The sequence below is a fragment of the Anaerofustis stercorihominis DSM 17244 genome, from assembly GCF_000154825.1.
Classification (GTDB): domain Bacteria; phylum Bacillota; class Clostridia; order Eubacteriales; family Anaerofustaceae; genus Anaerofustis; species Anaerofustis stercorihominis.
Window position 1 is genome coordinate 1,206,084 of record NZ_DS560019.1, and the last position, 19,064, is coordinate 1,225,147.

17 protein-coding genes, 6 tRNA genes and 1 pseudogene are annotated in these 19,064 nt (G+C 32.6%); 10 read left to right on the forward strand and 14 right to left on the reverse strand.

The features are described 5' to 3' along the window. Nucleotides 1-61 precede the first annotated feature (61 nt). Entirely contained in the window at nucleotides 62-2,968 is a 2,907-nt protein-coding gene (locus ANASTE_RS10650; protein WP_007051032.1) for a response regulator, read from the forward strand. A 30-nt stretch (nucleotides 2,969-2,998) separates the two neighbouring features. Here ANASTE_RS10650 and ANASTE_RS10655 read toward each other — a convergent pair. The 7 genes from ANASTE_RS10655 to ANASTE_RS10685 form a co-directional block, all read right to left on the reverse strand. Then, nucleotides 2,999-3,087 (reverse strand) — tRNA-Leu (locus ANASTE_RS10655). A 34-nt stretch (nucleotides 3,088-3,121) separates the two neighbouring features. Continuing rightward, nucleotides 3,122-3,195, reverse strand: a tRNA-Cys gene (locus tag ANASTE_RS10660). A 9-nt stretch (nucleotides 3,196-3,204) separates the two neighbouring features. After that, nucleotides 3,205-3,279, reverse strand: a tRNA-Gly gene (locus tag ANASTE_RS10665). Nucleotides 3,280-3,284: 5 nt separating this feature from the next. Next, nucleotides 3,285-3,360: transfer RNA gene (locus tag ANASTE_RS10670), tRNA-Phe, on the reverse strand. A 7-nt stretch (nucleotides 3,361-3,367) separates the two neighbouring features. Further along, nucleotides 3,368-3,444, reverse strand: a tRNA-Asp gene (locus ANASTE_RS10675). A 21-nt stretch (nucleotides 3,445-3,465) separates the two neighbouring features. Next, a tRNA-Val gene (locus tag ANASTE_RS10680) sits at nucleotides 3,466-3,541 on the reverse strand. A gap of 96 nt (nucleotides 3,542-3,637) precedes the next feature. Continuing rightward, a complete protein-coding gene (locus ANASTE_RS10685; protein WP_007051033.1) occupies nucleotides 3,638-4,828 on the reverse strand; it encodes a polysaccharide deacetylase family protein in 1,191 nt (396 codons plus the stop codon). A 339-nt stretch (nucleotides 4,829-5,167) separates the two neighbouring features. On the opposite strand from ANASTE_RS10685, the gene ANASTE_RS10690 reads away from it, so the two are divergent. The 6 genes from ANASTE_RS10690 (at nucleotide 5,168) to ANASTE_RS10715 (ending at nucleotide 9,750) form a co-directional block, all read left to right on the forward strand. Next, nucleotides 5,168-6,496 carry a RuBisCO large subunit C-terminal-like domain-containing protein gene (locus tag ANASTE_RS10690; protein WP_007051034.1) on the forward strand — a complete coding sequence of 443 codons (1,329 nt, stop codon included), beginning with the start codon at nucleotides 5,168-5,170 and terminating at the stop codon, nucleotides 6,494-6,496. A 151-nt stretch (nucleotides 6,497-6,647) separates the two neighbouring features. Continuing rightward, on the forward strand, nucleotides 6,648-7,460 hold the full coding sequence (locus tag ANASTE_RS10695) for a restriction endonuclease (protein ID WP_007051035.1): 813 nt from the start codon (nucleotides 6,648-6,650) through the stop codon (nucleotides 7,458-7,460). Nucleotides 7,461-7,541: 81 nt separating this feature from the next. After that, nucleotides 7,542-7,856 carry a YlxM family DNA-binding protein gene (ylxM, locus tag ANASTE_RS10700; protein ID WP_007051036.1) on the forward strand — a complete coding sequence of 105 codons (315 nt, stop codon included), beginning with the start codon at nucleotides 7,542-7,544 and terminating at the stop codon, nucleotides 7,854-7,856. Nucleotides 7,857-7,869: 13 nt separating this feature from the next. Further along, nucleotides 7,870-9,192: a signal recognition particle protein gene (gene ffh / locus ANASTE_RS10705; protein ID WP_007051037.1), complete on the forward strand. Its 1,323-nt coding sequence runs from the start codon at nucleotides 7,870-7,872 to the stop codon at nucleotides 9,190-9,192. Nucleotides 9,193-9,263: 71 nt separating this feature from the next. Further along, a complete protein-coding gene (gene rpsP, locus ANASTE_RS10710; RefSeq protein ID WP_007051038.1) occupies nucleotides 9,264-9,506 on the forward strand; it encodes a 30S ribosomal protein S16 in 243 nt (80 codons plus the stop codon). A gap of 13 nt (nucleotides 9,507-9,519) precedes the next feature. Further along, nucleotides 9,520-9,750, forward strand: coding sequence for a KH domain-containing protein (locus ANASTE_RS10715; RefSeq protein ID WP_007051039.1), 231 nt, complete (start codon nucleotides 9,520-9,522; stop codon nucleotides 9,748-9,750). A gap of 68 nt (nucleotides 9,751-9,818) precedes the next feature. Here ANASTE_RS10715 and ANASTE_RS10720 read toward each other — a convergent pair whose 3' ends face one another. From ANASTE_RS10720 to ANASTE_RS10740, 5 genes are all read right to left on the reverse strand, one after another. Next, nucleotides 9,819-10,196: a DUF4186 domain-containing protein gene (locus ANASTE_RS10720; RefSeq protein WP_007051040.1), complete on the reverse strand. Its 378-nt coding sequence runs from the start codon at nucleotides 10,194-10,196 to the stop codon at nucleotides 9,819-9,821. 43 nt (nucleotides 10,197-10,239) lie between these two features. Beyond that, entirely contained in the window at nucleotides 10,240-10,629 is a 390-nt protein-coding gene (locus ANASTE_RS10725; protein WP_007051041.1) for a metal-dependent transcriptional regulator, read from the reverse strand. A 10-nt stretch (nucleotides 10,630-10,639) separates the two neighbouring features. Then, complete coding sequence (locus tag ANASTE_RS10730; protein ID WP_083781773.1) at nucleotides 10,640-11,626, reverse strand: cation diffusion facilitator family transporter; 987 nt, start codon at nucleotides 11,624-11,626, stop codon at nucleotides 10,640-10,642. Then, a complete protein-coding gene (locus tag ANASTE_RS10735; protein WP_007051043.1) occupies nucleotides 11,535-12,047 on the reverse strand; it encodes a MarR family winged helix-turn-helix transcriptional regulator in 513 nt (170 codons plus the stop codon). The genes ANASTE_RS10730 and ANASTE_RS10735 overlap by 92 nt, the downstream gene beginning before the upstream one ends. 178 nt (nucleotides 12,048-12,225) lie before the next feature. Then, nucleotides 12,226-13,818: a vWA domain-containing protein gene (locus ANASTE_RS10740; RefSeq protein WP_039945602.1), complete on the reverse strand. Its 1,593-nt coding sequence runs from the start codon at nucleotides 13,816-13,818 to the stop codon at nucleotides 12,226-12,228. Between the two features lie 575 nt (nucleotides 13,819-14,393). Between ANASTE_RS10740 and glmS the strand changes: the two are divergent. The 3 genes and pseudogenes from glmS to ANASTE_RS10755 all read left to right on the forward strand — a co-directional run bounded on the left by glmS (nucleotide 14,394) and on the right by ANASTE_RS10755 (nucleotide 17,347). Next, a pseudogene (gene glmS, locus ANASTE_RS10745) lies at nucleotides 14,394-16,224 on the forward strand (glutamine--fructose-6-phosphate transaminase (isomerizing)). Between the two features lie 206 nt (nucleotides 16,225-16,430). Continuing rightward, a complete protein-coding gene (locus ANASTE_RS10750; RefSeq protein ID WP_007051047.1) occupies nucleotides 16,431-16,910 on the forward strand; it encodes a QueT transporter family protein in 480 nt (159 codons plus the stop codon). Further along, complete coding sequence (locus ANASTE_RS10755; protein ID WP_007051048.1) at nucleotides 16,910-17,347, forward strand: nucleoside deaminase; 438 nt, start codon at nucleotides 16,910-16,912, stop codon at nucleotides 17,345-17,347. The genes ANASTE_RS10750 and ANASTE_RS10755 overlap by 1 nt, the downstream gene beginning before the upstream one ends. Before the next feature lie 26 nt (nucleotides 17,348-17,373). Here ANASTE_RS10755 and ANASTE_RS10760 read toward each other — a convergent pair whose 3' ends face one another. Together ANASTE_RS10760 and ANASTE_RS10765 are read right to left on the reverse strand one after the other, a co-directional pair. Continuing rightward, nucleotides 17,374-18,651 carry a hypothetical protein gene (locus tag ANASTE_RS10760; protein ID WP_007051049.1) on the reverse strand — a complete coding sequence of 426 codons (1,278 nt, stop codon included), beginning with the start codon at nucleotides 18,649-18,651 and terminating at the stop codon, nucleotides 17,374-17,376. 103 nt (nucleotides 18,652-18,754) lie between these two features. Then, nucleotides 18,755-19,027, reverse strand: a complete 273-nt coding sequence (locus ANASTE_RS10765; protein ID WP_007051050.1) for an HU family DNA-binding protein — start codon at nucleotides 19,025-19,027, stop codon at nucleotides 18,755-18,757. Between the last annotated feature and the right edge of the window lie 37 nt (nucleotides 19,028-19,064).

A 19,064-nucleotide genomic window follows, 5' to 3' on the forward strand; every position in this document is an offset into this window, starting at 1 on the left:
ATCCATAGCTAAAAGAGTACTTTTATTGTATAATTGCTTTATATTAAAAAGGAGTTAAAGTATGGGGCGTTTGAATAAAAAAGAGGTTATTGCCTTTGCAAGGAAGATATTGAGGACTTATTTCGTTGAGAGCAGGCTTGATTTTCTGATTTCTACCTTTGATGATGACATCATATGGCTTGGCGGGGGAAGGATGCAAAAGGCAGAGGGGAAAGAGGATGTAGCAAATTGGTTTATTAGCGGAAAAAATGATATGTTCCCATGCGTTATGGAGAACGAAGATTATCAGTATATGCGCCTTGGTGATGATTATCATATGGTAGAAGGCGTGAGCGATCTATATACCTCGGATAATACCGAGCATATAATGTTTGCAAGCCAAAGGATAACCTTTATATTTAAAGAAGAAGATAGAAAGTTAAAGACCGTACATATACATAATTCCATACCTTTCGATGAACTTAAAGATGAGGAGCTGTTTCCCGTTGAATATTCGAAGGAACAGTACGACCTGCTTCATGAAGCATATGAGAATAAGCTGTCTGAAATAGACAGTGCAAATGAGGCGATAAAAAATCAGGCAATGTTATTGAACAGGCTGTATCAGTCCGTACCCAGCGGGATATTACAGCTTGAATGTGAGTATCCTCATAATATCATAATAGCAAATCATAAAATAGGTCAGATATACGGTATAGATGAAAAGGATATAAAAAGCGGGAATTATTATAATCTTCTGTATAAGAAGATTATAGAATCCGAAGATAATATAAGTAAAGTCCTTCATAACGGGGGAGTTATAGATTATGAAAGAGAGATAATTAAATATAATAAGGAAAAAGCATGGATATCCGTTCACTTGGATGTTTTGAACGACGTCGGGGGAAATGATGTTATACAGTGTGTAATAAACGATATAACAAAACAAAAGCATGCACTCATTGAAAAGGAAAATGAACAGAAGCTGGAAAACAGCTTACTTAGGTCAGCTATATTTTCATCAAACGAAGCAATACTGAACCTTAATCTGACTGCCGATACTTATTCGATTATAACTTCTTTTGAAGAGGTTGAATCAGATTACAGGAATATCCCGAGAAGCGGACGCTATGATGACTTAATAGATAAGTCGTGCGATTTGATGGTACATCCTGATTATAAGGAAGAATACCGGATAAAGTTTGACAGACAAAATGTTATAAAGCAGTTTAAATCAGGTAAAAAAGAAATATACATGGAGCTTATGGAGCTTGGCGAAGACGGCGAGTACCACTGGAAATCTTATACATTTACAAGGGCAGAGAATATTTATAATGAAGATATCATCGGTATAAGTATCGTAAAATCTTTGGATAAACAAAGGAGCGAGAGGATAAGATCCGAACAGCTTTTGAAAGATGCCTTAAATGCCGCGAGGACCGCAAACGAAGCGAAGTCGGATTTTTTATCGAGGATGTCTCATGATATAAGGACACCTTTGAATGCAATAATAGGAATGAGTACCATAGGAAAATTAAAGATAGAAAAGCCTAACAGCGTATTGGATTGTTTTTCTAAAATAGATTCTTCTTCAAAATATCTTTTGTCTTTAATAAACGATATCCTGGATATGTCTAAAATAGAAAGCGGAAAAGTAACGTTAAACGATGAAAGGTTTGATTTTTCCGAGATGATACATGAAATCAATGAGATAATATACGATCAGGCGGTAGAGAAAGGTATTGAGTATAAAGTCTATAGCGATATAAATATGGACAAATATTATATTGCAGACAGATTAAAGTTAAATCAGATATTTATGAACCTTTTATCAAATTCGCTGAAATATTTCTCTAAGGGGGATTTTATACATTTTTCCTTTAAGGAAGTCAAGAGAGAAAGAGGCGTTTCATTAATAGAATTCATAGTTGAAGACAGCGGCTGCGGGATGAGCAAAGGATTTTTAGATAAGTTGTTTTTACCTTTCGAGCAGGAAAATGCAGGGGTTGCAAGAAATAATGTAGGTACCGGTCTGGGACTTACCATCGTTAAAAATATAGTTGATATAATGGAAGGGAATATAGAGGTAATAAGCGAAAAGGGAAGGGGAAGCAAATTCATCGTAACACTTCCTCTTGGGATAATAGAGTCTGAGGAAGAAGCCGAATACAGAAAAAAGAAAGAACTTTTAAAGGGTTTGAATGTTCTTATTGCGGATGATGACGAAATAGTCGCAAAACAGATCGAAGTAATAATGAATGATATAGGTGCCGAGGCGGTAAAGGTAAACTCCGGAAGTGCGGCTGTCGATGAAGTAAAGAAGAAATATGAAAACGATGAATTCTTCGATGTATGTTTCATAGACTGGAAAATGCCTGATATGAATGGTATAGAGACCACCGGAAACATAAGGAGGATAGTGGGAGAAGATACTACCATTATAATCATCACCGCTTACGACTGGAGTGTCATCGAAGATGAAGGCAGAAGGGCTGGAGTAAATCACTTTATTTCAAAACCTGTATTCGAGCATACGATATGCGATTATCTCACTGATATAGATGTAAAACATATAAGACACAGACATAAAAAATCCGCAAAATCGTTAAAGGGCAGAAACGTACTGCTGGTAAAGGATAATATCCTTAATCAGGAAATAGCAAAATCTATCCTTGAAATGCGCGGTATGAATGTGGATACTGCCGAAAACGGCAAGGAAGCCGTGGATAAGTTTATAAAATCCGATATAGGATATTACGATATGATACTCATGGATATAAGGATGCCTGTAATGGACGGTATAGAAGCAACTAAGGCGATACGTTCGTCAAGTCATCACAGGGCACAAGATATCCCTATAATCGCTGTATCCGCAAATGCTTTCAAAGAAGATAAAATCAAAGCCTTTGATGCGGGCATAAACGGATATTTGATAAAACCTTTCGATGCGGGAAATATGATGGATATGATTGAAAAGTTCCTTAACTAAAAAAGACCTAAAGGTCTTAACATAAAAGGATGGTGCCGAAGACCGGAATCGAACCGGTACGATCGGTAAGGATCGCAGGATTTTAAGTCCTGTGCGTCTGCCAGTTCCGCCACTTCGGCATAAAATCTCTTTTTAACTATATTAAATTTAAAATGGAGGCGGCACCCAGACTTGAACTGGGGATACGGGTGTTGCAGACCCTTGCCTTACCACTTGGCTATGCCGCCTAAAAAAAATGGAGCGAAAGACGAGATTCGAACTCGCGACCCTCGCCTTGGCAAGGCGATGCTCTACCACTGAGCCACTTTCGCATAGATGGTGCCCAAGGGCGGGATCGAACCACCGACACGCGGATTTTCAGTCCGCTGCTCTACCTACTGAGCTACCTGGGCATTTTAATGGCGACTCGGAAGGGACTCGAACCCTCGACCTCTAGCGTGACAGGCTAGCATTCTAACCAGCTGAACTACCGAGCCGCATTGTTATTAAATTTTAAATGGTGGTCGCAATAGGGCTCGAACCTATGACCCCCTGCTTGTAAGGCAGGTGCTCTCCCAGCTGAGCTATGCGACCACTTACAGTGCTGATTTATTATATAATAACAAATTGTTTATGTCAAGTAATATTTGGTATTTTTTTAATAAATTTTTACTGTAAATAAACTATTTATCATTCGATGGTTTCATATGTCTTTGTATCATAAAAAATTGTTTTAAAACTTTTTGTTTTTTCAGAGTTTACATTCTTTTTATAATTAGCAGGGATTGATAAAACTGTATTATCTCCGTCCGATATATATTTCTTTTCAGGGTGTTTTTTATAATATTTAAAATACCAATACATATCCATGTGCTGACCGCTGTTTGCTATTGCTCTGCTTATATAGTATGGATCAAAATCCTTATTTATAGGATTAGTAAAATATGGTGGTTCCGGAGCTGCAAGGACCGCACTTTGCATTTTATACTTCACACCTTTATATTCTCCGTTTTTAACTGCTTTTAAATTTTCTTCTTTTGGCTTATCTCCATATGGGTATGCGAGATATGATGTAGGGATTTTATTATTATTTTTATATACCAGATTATTTACCTTACCGATTTCTTCCATGATTTCATTTTTATTTAAGTTATTCATATTATAATGATGATAAGTATGGTTCCCGATTTCATATCCCAAGTCAGTGAGGACCCTGAATTTATCCTGATAATCACCTTCGGTCTTATTATTGTAGTATGCATCATATTCAAATGGGTTCTCCGTAATGTATAATACTCCTCCGGAACCAAAGTCTGGGTGTTCGGATTTAAATTCTTCCAATATACCGATCAATGTATCATTATTTACAACCAGTTTTCCTTCTTTATTTTTAATTAGTGAAAAACAGCTTTTTAATCCGTCATCAAATGTAAGGAGTATAGGTGTTTTACCTGCCGGGATATTTATATCATTACTTAAATACTCTTTCATTGATATTAGAACATATCCGTTTTTATACATATATTCAAGGTCTTCTTTAAACTCTTTTTTGTTTCTGTGCCATGGGAAATGTTTAGCTTTGTTGTCGATACTATGATACATGATTACCATGACATCTCCGGCTTCATTCGGCTTTATGGTTTTATAGTCTATACTTTTATTTTCCACCTTATTTTTTGATGAAATATTACTTTCCGTATTTGTATATTTGCTGAAATGTTTTATATTAAATGTTACAACGCTTATAATTCCTATTACAAGGATCATGATTATTAAGTAATATCTGTTCTTTTTAATAAAAAAATTGATTTTATTACCCTTATTTGAAAAATCATCATTATGTTTCTTTTTGTTTTTTGTCAATGTATTTATTCCTCTCATTAATAATCTCTTATTATTTAATATATGTAATAAAAAGGTCTAATATTTTTATATTTTTAATTTATATTAAAATTACTTCCTTTAGCTATAATACCACTATTTTTGCCAATTAAAACCAGTTTCTTATAATATTAATGAAAATTTAATTTTTATGTTAAAATCATTAAGCAATGATAAATATTTCACATATTTATGTAAAATATAAATTATTTAGTTGACAAAACATAATTACCATGTTATCATATAAGCGTAAAGACAGGATTATGTTTTACGAATTCATAGTCTTTATGATAAGGGTAGATGGTTAAACATTATTAAGTTTTGAGGAGGATTTTAAAAATGAAACAAAAGTATAACCCTATGATGTTCCAATGTAGTGAAAGTTTGGATATGAGCAAACATATCGTAGCTACATATTATATGAGAGGTAAAGGCACAAATCCTATGGAACTTGACCTTGCTAAATTTGCAGAATCAATCGCTGCAGAGCAAGCTACAGGTACATGGATCGATGTTCCTTTTGAAACAGATGATATTGTTGAAAGACATGCTGCAAAAGTTATAGGTATATATGAAACACCAGCTTATGACAGAGAACTTCCTGATGGAATTCAATACAGAGATATGATAGTTAGACTTGCTTTCCCATGGGAAAACATCGGTACTAACTTCCCAATGATTTTTACAACAGCTATAGGTAATATTTCAGCTGCAAGACTTAAATTATTAGACCTTGAATTCCCAAAAGAATATACAGACCATTTCCAAGGTCCTAAGTTCGGTATCCAAGGTGTAAGAGATATCCTTGATATTCCTGAAAGACCTCTTACATGTGCTATGATCAAACCTGATACAGGCTGGACTCCTGAACAAGGTGGAATAATGGCATATGATGCATACCTAGGTGGTATTGATGTAATCAAAGACGATGAACTTCTTGTTGCAGATCCTGCATGGTGTCCTATTGAAAAAAGAGTTCAAGCTATTACAGATGCAGGTAAGAGAGCTTTTGAACAAACAGGTGAAAAGAAACTTTATACAGTTAATTTAACAGAAGACAGCTTTAAAATCAAAGATTTAGCTTACAGAGCAATTGACGCAGGTGCAAATGCGTTAATGATTAATACATACACAGCAGGTTTCTCTGCTCTTAGACAATTAGCTGAAGATCCAAATATTCAGATTCCAGTTATGTCTCACCCTGACTATGCTGCTGCACAGTCTTACTCTCCTGACACAGGTGTTGCAGTAGCACTACTTTGGGGTAAATTAGCAAGATTAGCAGGTGCTGATATGGCTATCACAACTAACTACTACGGTAAGATTCCTGTACTTAGAGACTCTTACTTAAGAACATGCAGAGATCTTAAGATGAAATTCCACAATATTAAAGATTGTTTACCTGCACCAAGCGGCGGAATGTATCAAGGTGTAGTTCCTGATACTATTTACGAAGTAGGTACAGATGTTATGATCGCTGCCGGCGGAGCCGTTCACGGACATAGAAACGGTGCTACAGCTGGTGCAAGAGCTCTTAGACAAGCAATCGACGGAGCAATGGCAGGAATTCCACTAAAAGAATATGCTAAAGACAAACCTGATCTTCAAATCGCTTTAGATGATTGGGGATGCGGTGAAAAAGAAGACTTATTCGACATGAAGAAATAAGCGTTTAATTAAACATAAAATATGTTTACCTCTAAATATTATAATTAAAAAATTAACCCCCGACGGAAGTTGGGGGTTGTTTTTTTGTATATATAATGAAAATCTATATTTATGTATGTTATAATGTAATAAAAATAATTGAGGATATATTATGAATGTTATTGATTTGAATGATAAAGATTATGAGGAATTGATTTTTAAATTTTATACTTATTTTAAAAATGCTTTTGATTTTGAAAAATTTTTAAAGCCATTTTTAACTACAAATGGTTTAGATGAAGTTACAGTAACTCGTAGAACAAGAGATGGTGGAATTGATTTAATAGGGAAAAGGCGTGGGTTAGGTGGATTTAGTAATGAAGACGATGTTAAATACTATGTTCAGGCTAAGAGGAACAATCCTAAAAATAAAGTAGATGTGAAAAAAATAAGAGAATTACGTGGAGTTATGCCTTCCGGTACTAAGAGATTATTTATAACAACATCAGATTTTACTAAGAATGCAAAAGAAGAAGCCTTAAAAGATAGTTTTAGACCTATAATATTAATAAACGGAAAAAGGTTAATAGATAATTGTATTGATAATGAATTAGGAATGCTATATAAACCTGTTTTTAGTAAAATATCTATAGATAATTTAATTAGTAGAGAAAAAGAACTAACAGAAAATATATCTGACAGTATACATGTTGAGAAGCTGATATCTAAAAATGATATACGTGCTCGAATACTGCCTATTCCTTCCGTAATTCTAGAAACTATTCCTCCAAAATCTAATAAATTAAAAGTTTATATAAATAAAAAAGAAGAAATACTGAATATAAATTGGGAACGAAAATATCTAGGTGGAATTACAAAAATATATAGAGATAATGGAATAATTACTTCTGAAAATTCTTTCAGTACTTGTATTTCTGATTGGAGAATAAAAGGTGATAAAATAATAATCGAATTTTTAAAATAGTTCATAGATTTGTCAAGTAAAATCCCTTGACAATCCTTTTTCCTTCTGTTATAATCACTTAGTCAATATAAGGAGAGAAGTATGGAAAAGTATTTTAAAATGTCATATTTAATAGATATTTACTCATCTCTTCTTACGGATAAGCAATTAAAGGTATTGGAATATTACTACAATGATGATATTTCACTGAGTGAGATTGCGAGTATGTTAAATATTTCTCGTCAGGGTGTTTATGATACTTTGAAGAGAGCCGAAAAGATAATTTCGGAATATGATGATAAATTGAATTTACTAGAAAAATATGAACGAAACATTGAACTAATCGATAAATTAGAAGGATTATGTGAAGATAAAGAGTCCTTATCTTTAATAAAAGAGATAAGAGAAAACCTATAAGGAGGTGTAAGCCTTGTTTGAAGCTTTAGGAGATAAACTGCAGGCGACCTTTAAAAAACTCAGGGGAAAAGGTAAACTTACCGAGAAAGATATAGATGCGGCTTTAAGAGAAATCAGGATGTCGCTTTTGGAAGCTGATGTTAACTATAAGGTTGTAAAGACATTTGCAAATAATTTAAAAGAAAAATGTATGGGAGAAGAGGTACTAAAATCTTTGACTCCCGGTCAGCAAGTAATAAAGATAGTTAATAACGAACTTGTCGCTTTGCTTGGGGGAGAGAGCAGAGATATAAATCTTGCCGATAACGGTCCTACGATAATAATGGTTGTAGGGGTACAAGGTAGCGGTAAAACTACGAGTATCGGTAAAATGGGTAACTTCTTTAAAAACAAAAAGAATAAAAAAGTAGTATTCGTTGCTTGCGATATCCATAGAGCTGCGGCCGTCGATCAATTAAAGGTTCTTGGTGAAGGGCTTGATATTGAAGTATTTACACTTGACAAGAAAGACGCGGGAAAAATCGCGAAAAAGGGTGTTGAGTACGGAAAGAAAATCGGTGCCGATATTATAATCGTCGATACAGCCGGAAGACAGCATGTAGACAGCGAAATGATGGAAGAAGCCGTAAAAGTTAAAAAAGCTATAAATCCAAATGAAACATTATTCGTTATTGATTCTTTAATGGGACAGCAGGCGGTTGACGCAGCAAAAGCATTTGATGAAAGTTTGGAAATAACCGGATTTATTCTTTCTAAGCTTGATTCCGACGCAAGAGGCGGGGCAGCCCTAAGTGTTACTTATATAACCAAGAAACCTATAAAGTTTTCTGCATTTGGTGAAAAAATGGAAGACTTTGAGCCTTTCCATCCCGATAGAGTAGCTTCCAGAATTCTCGGAATGGGAGATGTTCTGTCTTTGATAGAAAAAGCAGAAACCATTTATGATGAAAAAGAAGCTAAAAAAATGGAAGAAAAGATGAGAAAAAATTCTTTTACTTTGGAAGACTTCTTGGATCAAATGGAAAGCATGAACAAAATGGGCGGGATAGAAGGCTTGTTATCCATGCTTCCGGAAGCGGGAAAGCTAAAAGGCATGGCAATAAGTGAAAAGGACTTAATAAAGCAAAAAGCTATTATCCAGTCTATGACCATTAAAGAAAGACAAAACCCAAATATAATAAATGCAAGCAGAAGGAAAAGGATCGCTGCGGGAAGCGGAACAAAAGTAAGTGATGTAAATAAGCTCCTTACCGGTTTTGAACAAAGCAAAAAGATGATGAAGCAGCTGAATTCCGGCAAGATGAAATTCCCGGGGATGAAACTTCCCTTTATGTAAAATAGGTCAAAAAGAAATTTAATTTCTTTATATATAAAAATCATAATAGTATAAATAAAAGGAGAAAAAACATGGCAGTAAAAATCAGATTAAAAAGAATGGGTGCAAAAAAACAACCTTACTACAGAATAGTAGTAGCAGACGAAAGAACAGCAAGAGACGGTAAGAGCATTGCTTTACTGGGACACTATAAACCTGTAGGCGAAAAAAGCGTAGAAATCGACGCTGAAAAAGCTAAAGAATGGTTAAACAAAGGCGCTAAACCTACAGATACTGTTGCTAAACTTTTCAAACAAAACGGTATTACAAAATAGTTAGGAGACCGATATGGTTGAATTAATAGAAACAATTGCAAAGGCTTTGGTAGATAATCCCGACGAAGTTGAAGTAAGACAAGTTGAAAAGGAAAACCTTACAGTAATCAAACTTAAAGTATCAAAAGATGATATGGGCAAAGTTATCGGTAAACAAGGCAGAATTGCAAAAGCTATAAGAAGCGTGTTAAAAGCTGCTGCAACCAAAGAAGAAAAGAGAGTTGTTTTAGACATCGAAGAATAATTAAAACACCGCTAAGCGGTGTTTTTTATTTGATTAAATATAATATTTATAGGTGTAGACACTGTTTATCAAGGCTTCATTTCTCGTTCTATCCACGTCATTATTACTTTTATTATATAACATTGTTCTTCATTTGACAGTTCTTTATTCATACTTATATTATGCCATTTATATAGGCATTTTCTGCAGCAAGTTGCGGTTGCATGCTGGGCAATGAATACTGGATGATTTTTTGTCGGAGTCTGCTTTCCGTCATTTGGTATTACGGCAGGGGATAATCTTTTATAAATAAAGTCTCTTGTATGATTATTTATTATATCTAATCCTTTTTTGTCAATATAATCTAAATCTTTATCTTTCAAATGAAAACTTGCCCTAAACTTTGACTTTGAAAGCCTTTCAAGAACATTTTCTATTTTTATCATTTCATATTCTTTATTGTTCATTTTTTTCTCCGCCGATTTAATAATTTATAATAATTATATCACTTTATTTATAAAAAAATAAAAGCGAAATGATTATCGCTTTTAAAAAATTTCTTTTTAGTTTATTGAAAGTCGTACAGCTGATATTATAAGCAAAGCTGGAAGCGTCGCTGTCAGCGATATTCGTATCTATTCCCATTTCTATGAGTATACTATAGAAAAATGAATATTTATCTTCTATTGATTTTGCTATTTCATATCCTTTAGATGTTAGATTTATATTCCCGTCTTCATCAACTTTAATATAATCATCTTTTTTTAGATTTTTAACCGCACGACTTACACTTGCTTTTGAATAGTTCATATATTTTGCGATATCTATAGCATGCACTTTATCACTTTTTATTTTAAGGTTATAAATACTTTGTAAATAACTGCAGGCAGAATTTTTCATGTTTTCCTCTCTATATCAAATATGTCTTTTCTTTTATTTTTATAATTTCATCTACATCTACATAAATATAGGGTTCAAATTTAAATTTACTTTTAATTTCTTCTTTGATTTTATCAATGTCATATTTTAATTCTTTGTTATCAAAGCTTTCTTTTAATGAAATTTGAATAATTGCAATCTTATGTTCAGGTCCATAATCATGGACTTCAAAATCTTTAAGTTTATCGAATATAGGATATTTCATTATTATATTCTCTATTTTCTTCTCATCTTCTTCACTTGCTCCTTTACCAAGCAGTAATACCATATTTTCGCTGAAGGAAGGAATACCGCTGTAAAATATTATTATGCTTATTATAAGTCCCAAAATCCCGTCTATGGGAAGGATAGTAAAAGGGGATAATATAAATGATATAAGTGTTACCGATGTGGCTAATATATCTGAGGAATAATTCTTTATATTTGCGTTTAAAGCAGATGATTTAATACCTGCATTTTTATGTTTTGTATATGATACCAATGCTATTTTAACTATTATTGATATAGTGCTTACTATAAACAGCATGGGAATTATATTAAGCTTTACGGGATTTATTATATTTGTTATGGATTTTTTTAATAATAGTATCCCTGTTGCAATAATCATTATTGAAATAAAAAGTCCGCTTAAATATTCCATTCTGCCATGACCGTAGGGATGAGTTTTTTCGCCTTCCATATCCGATGCGTAAAAACCTATCACCGAGGTAATCGAGCTTATGCAGTCAATTAAATTGTCTATTCCTTCTGTCAGTATTGCCATACTTCCGCTTAAAAATGATGCGATCAATTTTAATATAAATAATGTTAAATTTCCTATTACGCCTATAAATCCGGCTTTTATAGCCTCGATTGTTCTGTTTTCATTATTTTTCTCTATCGTTTCTTCTCGTTCTTCTTTCAAAATGACGTTCAAAGTGTCTTCTGTTTCGGCCTGCTTTTTTGTCATTTTCGTCATAATTTATATATGCCTCCATTCTTTTGATTATTCTGTTGAGGTAATCTTCCAGGTTGTTTTGTTCTTCTTCATTCAGATCTGAAAATATCTCATTTATTTCAAATTGATTTTCTCCTGCTTCTTTTCCTTTCTCGGTCAAATGGATCAACATTACTCTTTTATCTTCTTCTGATGGGGTTCTTTCAATAAAACCGCCTTTTTCCAGTTTTGATAATAATTCACCTATGGACTGTGACCTTATATCCAGTAAATATGACAGTTCTTTTTGAGATATGTCATGTTTTAATTGGAGCATTTTTAACACTCTTCCTTGTCCTCTGTGCGGGTCTGATACTGCCGAAAATCTATTCATATTTTTATGATAATATCTGTGCATTAACCATTGTATTTTAGAAAATTGTTCATATAAATCTCTGTTCATTTTTATTGCCTCCTGAAATTAGGAACCATTTTGAAAAGGTACCTTCTTATATTTAGATTATACAGGTACCTTTTTAATTTGTCAAGAAAAATATTAAGGTACCTGATGATATTTAATTGTTTAGGTTTTGAATAATATCATAAAAAAATAGCACTTGTTTTAAGTGCTATTTTTCATCCTAGAAGCTCTTTTTTAATTTGTATAAGATACTACCTAAACCGGCTAAACTTATCAGCATTATTATCGGATACATTCCGTTTCGGCTTTGATCTCCCGTTTGGGGAGAACTAGTAATTTTTTCTTTTGGCGGGAGTTCTTTATTCTGATTTTTATTTTCGTTTTTAGGTTTTGTTTTATTTACTGTATATTTGATAAGCGGTTTCTCAAAGTATTCTTTTTTCTCTTTCCCGCCAGTTGAGGTATAATCAATATAAGCCTCCTCATTTGTATATGCGATATACTCTCCTTCTTTTTCTGATTTGTTTACAAGTTTTATCTGATATTTAAGTTCTAATTTTTCTCCTTTTATTACAGGAGTATTAATATTTAATATAAACTTTTCCGGTTTCTTTATATATTCAATTACATAAGGGTATATACCATTTTCGTCTTTATCACCAAAACATATTTCTTTTTTGTCGTTTATAGTGCTTTTTAATTCTTTATTTCCAATATATAATTTAAAACTGTTTTGTATTAAATCAAAATCTTTACCGATTACATCGGTAATCTTTCCTTTTTCAATAGTATATAGTATATCACTTTTAACATTATCAAACATACCTTCAACACCGCTTGAATCATCATCATATTTTGTTGAAATTCCGCCTAAACTTGATAATCCGAGCATGAAGTTAAGTCCATATGGGTGATTTGATAATTGTTCTGTGCTTCCATATACAAAACAGTTATAACCGTTATTTACTGACTTTTCGTATTCCTTCGCTGCAGTATACATAGCAATATCTGTACTGTAACCGCTTTTTTCTCTGCTTTCTGCGGGAACATATTTTTTACTATAATCTTTTTGGGGGTCATATTTATATAAAGTTTGTCCATCATATATATCCGAATATGAGTTAATAGTTGTTTCGTAACTCTCTTTATATTTATCCATCCATGATTTACAATTTTTTAGTTCATTTAGATATGATTCTATATCCTTATGATTTTTCTTTAATTGACCTATCTCTGGACCGCAATAAATATTTTCTTCACCATTATCATCATTTTCATTAAAAACCGTTTTAGGTTCATCTGACCATAGATATGTAACTCCGTCACTGACAATAACAAGATGTTTATTTTTATTTTCTACTTTATTGTCACTATCAAGCATTTTTTTTCCTGCTCTTATTCCTGCTTCTAAATTAGTACCGCTGGAAATTTTTGTGTTCATTGCACTTTTAATATCGTTTAAATTATCATCGTTCAATTCTGTTAATTCCAAAACTGTATTTGATTGTTTATTAAAAATAACTATTCCTACTTTTATTTTGTGTTTTTCAGTCCTTTTATTTAGCTCCTGAAGCATTTTTAATGCTTCGTTTCTTACATTTGTACTAGTGGATTTATCAAGAACAAATACAACATCGCTGTAAGTTTTTTCTTCACTTGCTTCCAAAGATAGTGTTATTGTTGTTTGATCATTTTTTAGTTCTTCAGCGGTTTTACTTTTGTTTAAATAATTATTTTCTGCAGCAAATATACTTGTTTGTGTACTTACAAGAAAAATAATAGCAAGTAAAAAAGAAAGTAAGTTTTTTTTCATTGGAAATCTCCTTTTGTTCATTTTAGATTTAAGATTTCAATGATTTTTTAATATTGAAGATATTAAATAAAGTCTGTCAACAGTATGATGTTACAATATGCTTACTTTTTGTAACATATATGGTATTATTATATATATTTAATTTTATATAATGTTTTATGCTATTTTTACAGCACACATTACTTATTTCGATGGTTTTTGTAATATTTTTAAGGCTCGAAGTGATGTCACAATATGTAAAATATTATGTTACGAAAAGTAAAGTTTTTTATTATAAATTAAAGTAATTTTCTGAAAATTAGAAAATGATTAATTTGGTTCCACTTTTCATTTTCTTTTGATATAATGTATTAGAATGAGGAGGTTAATAAATAGGAATTTATAGTTAAAGCGCCCGAACCGAATTCCTAAATATATATTAAAAGGTTGACGAGGAAAAGGGTTTATCGATTTTTTCGGCGGATGCCCTTTGGGATGAAAGTGTTCCTTAAAGCTTAAAAAAACCGAGGAGTAATTCTTGGGACAAAGTTAAGCTTAAACTTTAAGAAATAAAAAACTTAAGGAGAAAATATAATATGTGCGGAATAGTAGGTTATATAGGAGATAAAAAAGCGAGCGATATTTTGGTTGACGGTCTTGCGAAATTAGAATACAGAGGATATGATTCAGCTGGGATTGCAGTATTCGAAGACGGGAAAATAAATATAAGAAAACATAAAGGCAGACTTGATAACTTAAAAGAAAGCCTTAAAAAGAACGATGTGGAAGGACATGTAGGTATAGGGCATACAAGATGGGCGACTCACGGTGAACCATCGGATATAAATTCTCATCCGCATGCAAGTCACAACGGTAAAATCGTTATAGTTCATAATGGTATCATAGAAAACTATATTGACTTAAAAGAAGAATTGGTAGAAAAGGGGTATAGATTTATTTCTGATACTGATACGGAAGTGGCAGCACATTTAATAGAAAGTTTATATAACGGAGATTTACTTTCAACAGTAAAGGAAGCAACTAAAAAATTAGTCGGGTTCTTATGCTCTAGCAGTAATGTGCAAAGATAATCCCGATGAACTTATTGCAGTAAGAAAAGACAGTCCTTTGATAATAGGTAAAGGCGAAGGGGAAAACTTTATAGCAAGTGATATTCCTGCGGTACTTAAACATACAAGAGACATTTATCTTCTTGACGATGATGAAATCGCGGTTATCACAAAGGACAATGTAACTATTTACGATGAAGACGGTAAACAAGTCGGAAAACAAATCCTTAAAGTAAACTGGGATGCTGCCGGAGCGGAAAAAGGCGGTTATGAACATTTTATGCTTAAAGAAATCCATGAACAGCCAAGAGCTATCAGAGATACTTTAAGAGGAAGGTTAGATGTAGAAAAACATGAAGTAAAACTTGATGATATAACCATTACAAAAGAAGATTTGGATAAAATCAACAAGATTTATATCGTAGCCTGCGGTACTGCTTACTATGCAGGTAACGTTGGTAAAAACGTAATAGAAAAATATGCAAGAATTCCGGTTGAAGTAGATATAGCCAGTGAATTTAGATATCGTAATCCTATCATAGACGAACATACACTTCTTATTTCTATTTCACAGTCGGGAGAAACGGCAGATACTTTAGCTGCAATGAGACTTGCAAAAGGTCAGGGGGCAAGAGTCCTAGCCGTAACAAATGTTGTTGGAAGTACGGTTTCCAGAGAAGCAAGCGATGTCCTTTATACATGGGCAGGTCCTGAAATCGCAGTTGCTTCGACAAAAGCATATTCTACTCAGGTAGTAAGTATGTATTTGATTGCATTGTTATTTGGTAAGTTAACCGGAAATCTAAGCGATGAACATTTTGAAGAAGTAGCAAAAGGATTGATGGATATCGATAAAAATGTGGAAAATGTACTTGCAAAAGAAGAAGAAATAAAGAAAATAGCTTATGATCACTTTAAAGTTCATGATGTATTTTTCTTAGGAAGAGGACTTGACTATTTCTTATCTTTGGAAGGTTCTCTAAAGATGAAAGAAATTTCATATGTTCACTCTGAAGCATATCAGGCAGGGGAGCTTAAGCATGGTCCTATAGCATTGGTGGAAGAAGGAACTTTGATTATTGCTATTTGTACTCAGGATGCTTTATTTGAAAAAATGTTAAGCAATATAAAAGAAGTTGTTGCTAGGGGAGCATATATAGTAGGCTTTGCTAAGGAACATAACACAAATATCGAAAAAGAAGCAAATAAGGTAATGTATATTGATAATGTCATAGATGACTTGACTGTCGTACCGACTGTAGTTTATCTTCAGACATTGGCATATTATCTTGCCGTCGCAAGAAACTGTGACGTTGATAAACCAAGAAACTTGGCAAAATCCGTTACCGTTGAATAAATAAGTTAATAATAACAATTTGTATGGGAGGCAAAACCAAGAGAATTTTTTCTCTTGGTTTTACTGGTATATGAAACGTCGTGTCTCATGGTATTTCATATACCCTTTAGGGGTACCTAAGGCTGTCATACTGTTATTATCATATAAAATAACAAGCTGCAGTCTCTTTATTTTAAAGAGTTTTTTTGCGGTGGATAGGAGATGTGATGACAAACAGTAAAGTAAAATTTTTGACTAAAGCTGCTATAATTGCGGCTTTATACATTGTAAGCACAATGCTTATTTCTCCGATAGCCTTCGGAGAAAATCAAGTTAGAATTTCGGAAGCACTAAACGTGCTGGTGTATTTTACACCTTCTGCAATCCCCGGATTATTCGTAGGGTGCATACTTGCGAATTTATCCAGTCCTTTCGGAATAATAGATATAGCTTTTGGTTCTATTGCTACTCTTTTGGCGGCTTTTACCGCAAGTAAGATTAAAAATAAATATTTGGTTGGAATTCCAAGTATTTTATTCAATGGACTTTTTGTAGGTTTTATACTGTACCAAATGGCTTCAATTCCTTTTGTTGCCGGATTTACAAGCGTATCTATAGGACAAGCGGTAAGTCTCTATGCCGTAGGACTTCCGTTATTATTATTAATAGAAAAAAATCAAAAATTGAGGAGCTTACTTTCAGATTAATGAATACATATATGCTTTTAGCGGTCCAAGAAGCTTTAAAAAGCGGAAAAGATGTTCCCGTAGGGGCTTTGATCGTTAAAGACGATAAAATAATATCAAAGGCTCATAATGAAGTTATTAAAAATAATGACCCTACTGCTCATGCCGAGATATTAGCAATAAGAGAAGCATGCAGCATTCTTGATAGCTATAATTTAAGCGGATGCAGTATATATGTGACACTTGAACCATGTCCTATGTGTGCAGGAGCCATTATAAACGCTAAAATAGACAAAGTAGTATATGGTGCGATGGATATGGATTACGGTGCCTGTGGTAGCAAATATAACCTCTTAGAGGATAATAGGGCTAAAAGTATTGAGGTATACGCAGGTATAGAAGAAGATAAGTGTTCTGTGATTTTAAAAGATTTTTTTGAACAAATAAGAAATAAATAAAAGCAAGGGGTACCCACCTTGCTTTTTTAGTTGAATAAATATATTAAAGTTACTATACCAAGCAGCATTTTATTGTTGATTTTATTAAAAACAATACTAAGTTTTGCATAATTCTGCGGTTTTGCGCTTATTAAAATCAAGAAATATTCCATAAACGTTTCTTTGTCTATGCTTACCAAATCTTCGTTTCTTTTTATAAGTCTCGATAATACTTCTTTATCCTGAACTTTCTTTATTTGTATAGCTGTTTGTCTTTTTACTATATCTTCTATGACGTTTTTAAACTCTGTAAAAGTATACTTTTTATTTTTTTCTATTCCAAGTATATTTCCCAGGTTTTCTATTAAGGATAATTCTAAATTTTTTTCTTTTCTGAATTCCGAGTATTTTATTAAATTATCTAATTTTTCTAATATGATTTGTTTATTTAAATGATTAGCTTCAAGCAATATTTTAATAAGATAATTTTTGCTTCTGCTCAATTTTTCTCCTAGATGTAAAGTGAATTTATCATATTCTTCATCGTTTATATAATCAATGTAATATATTTTCCCGCTGACTTTATTTATTGCTTTTAATGTATCCAAGTAGCCGGTGTTTATATGTTTTTTCATCTTAGCACTGTTATAACTGCTTTCTATTTCAAGAAAATCACTGCTTTTTATTATATTTATATTTCTAAAACTTAAAGGCTCTATGGTTTCTTCGCTTGAGAGTATGTTTTGATAACCGTTATCCACCAATATATTTATTAAATCAGCATGGGTGTTTATAACCAAGCTGTTTTTTTTCTTAAACCTTGATATTTCCGGAAAGCATATCAAAAGCAGTATATATGAATGGAACTGTCCCAAAGGTATTTCGTTTATATTTATTACTTCATAATCGAGCGTACTTAGATTGATGCTGTTTAAAAATAAAGTTGTATTTGAATTTCTTACTTTATTTTCTTTTATATATTTTTTAAGAGAGTTCTTTAAGTCATTTAGTCTTTCATCTGTAGCTAAAAACTTTGTAAACTCTTTTATGAACTGTCTGTCGTTTAATGTTGACCATGTGGTTTCGTATATATTTGCTATTAACTCTATCACTTTGAATAAATCTGTATTTATAGCCAGCGTCCAGAATTTAACCATATTATCAATATCCTGCATAGCTAAAAATGATGCATTAATAACGCCGAGACCTCCCGCACATATAGCCTCAAAAGTTATATCGTTTTCTATAAAAGCAGAAAAGGAACCTATTTCAAAGAATTTCTTACTGCCGTCTAAGTTTAGTATAATAGCATCATATTTTTCCATTATATCACTCCCAGTTCATCAACTTAATTATTATATCACAAAGGGCAATAAAAAAATACCTTCATAAAGGTATCTTTTTTTCATCATAATTATAAATTTAATATTAGTTTAAAGAATCTTTTAAAGCTTTACCTGCTTTGAAAACTGGTGCATTGCTAGCTGGGATAGTAATTTTTTCTTTAGTTTGAGGATTGATACCTTGTCTTTCAGCTCTTTCCTTAACTTCGAATGTACCGAAACCTACTAAAGATACTTTGTCTTGTTTTTGAAGTGTTTCTGTAATAGTTTCGATGAATGCTCCCAAACAGTTATCACATTCTTTTTTTGTAAGACCAGTTTTTTCGCTTAAAGCGCTTACTAATTCTGATTTATTCATTATAATTCCTCCAAATTTATATTTGTTGACTTAACAA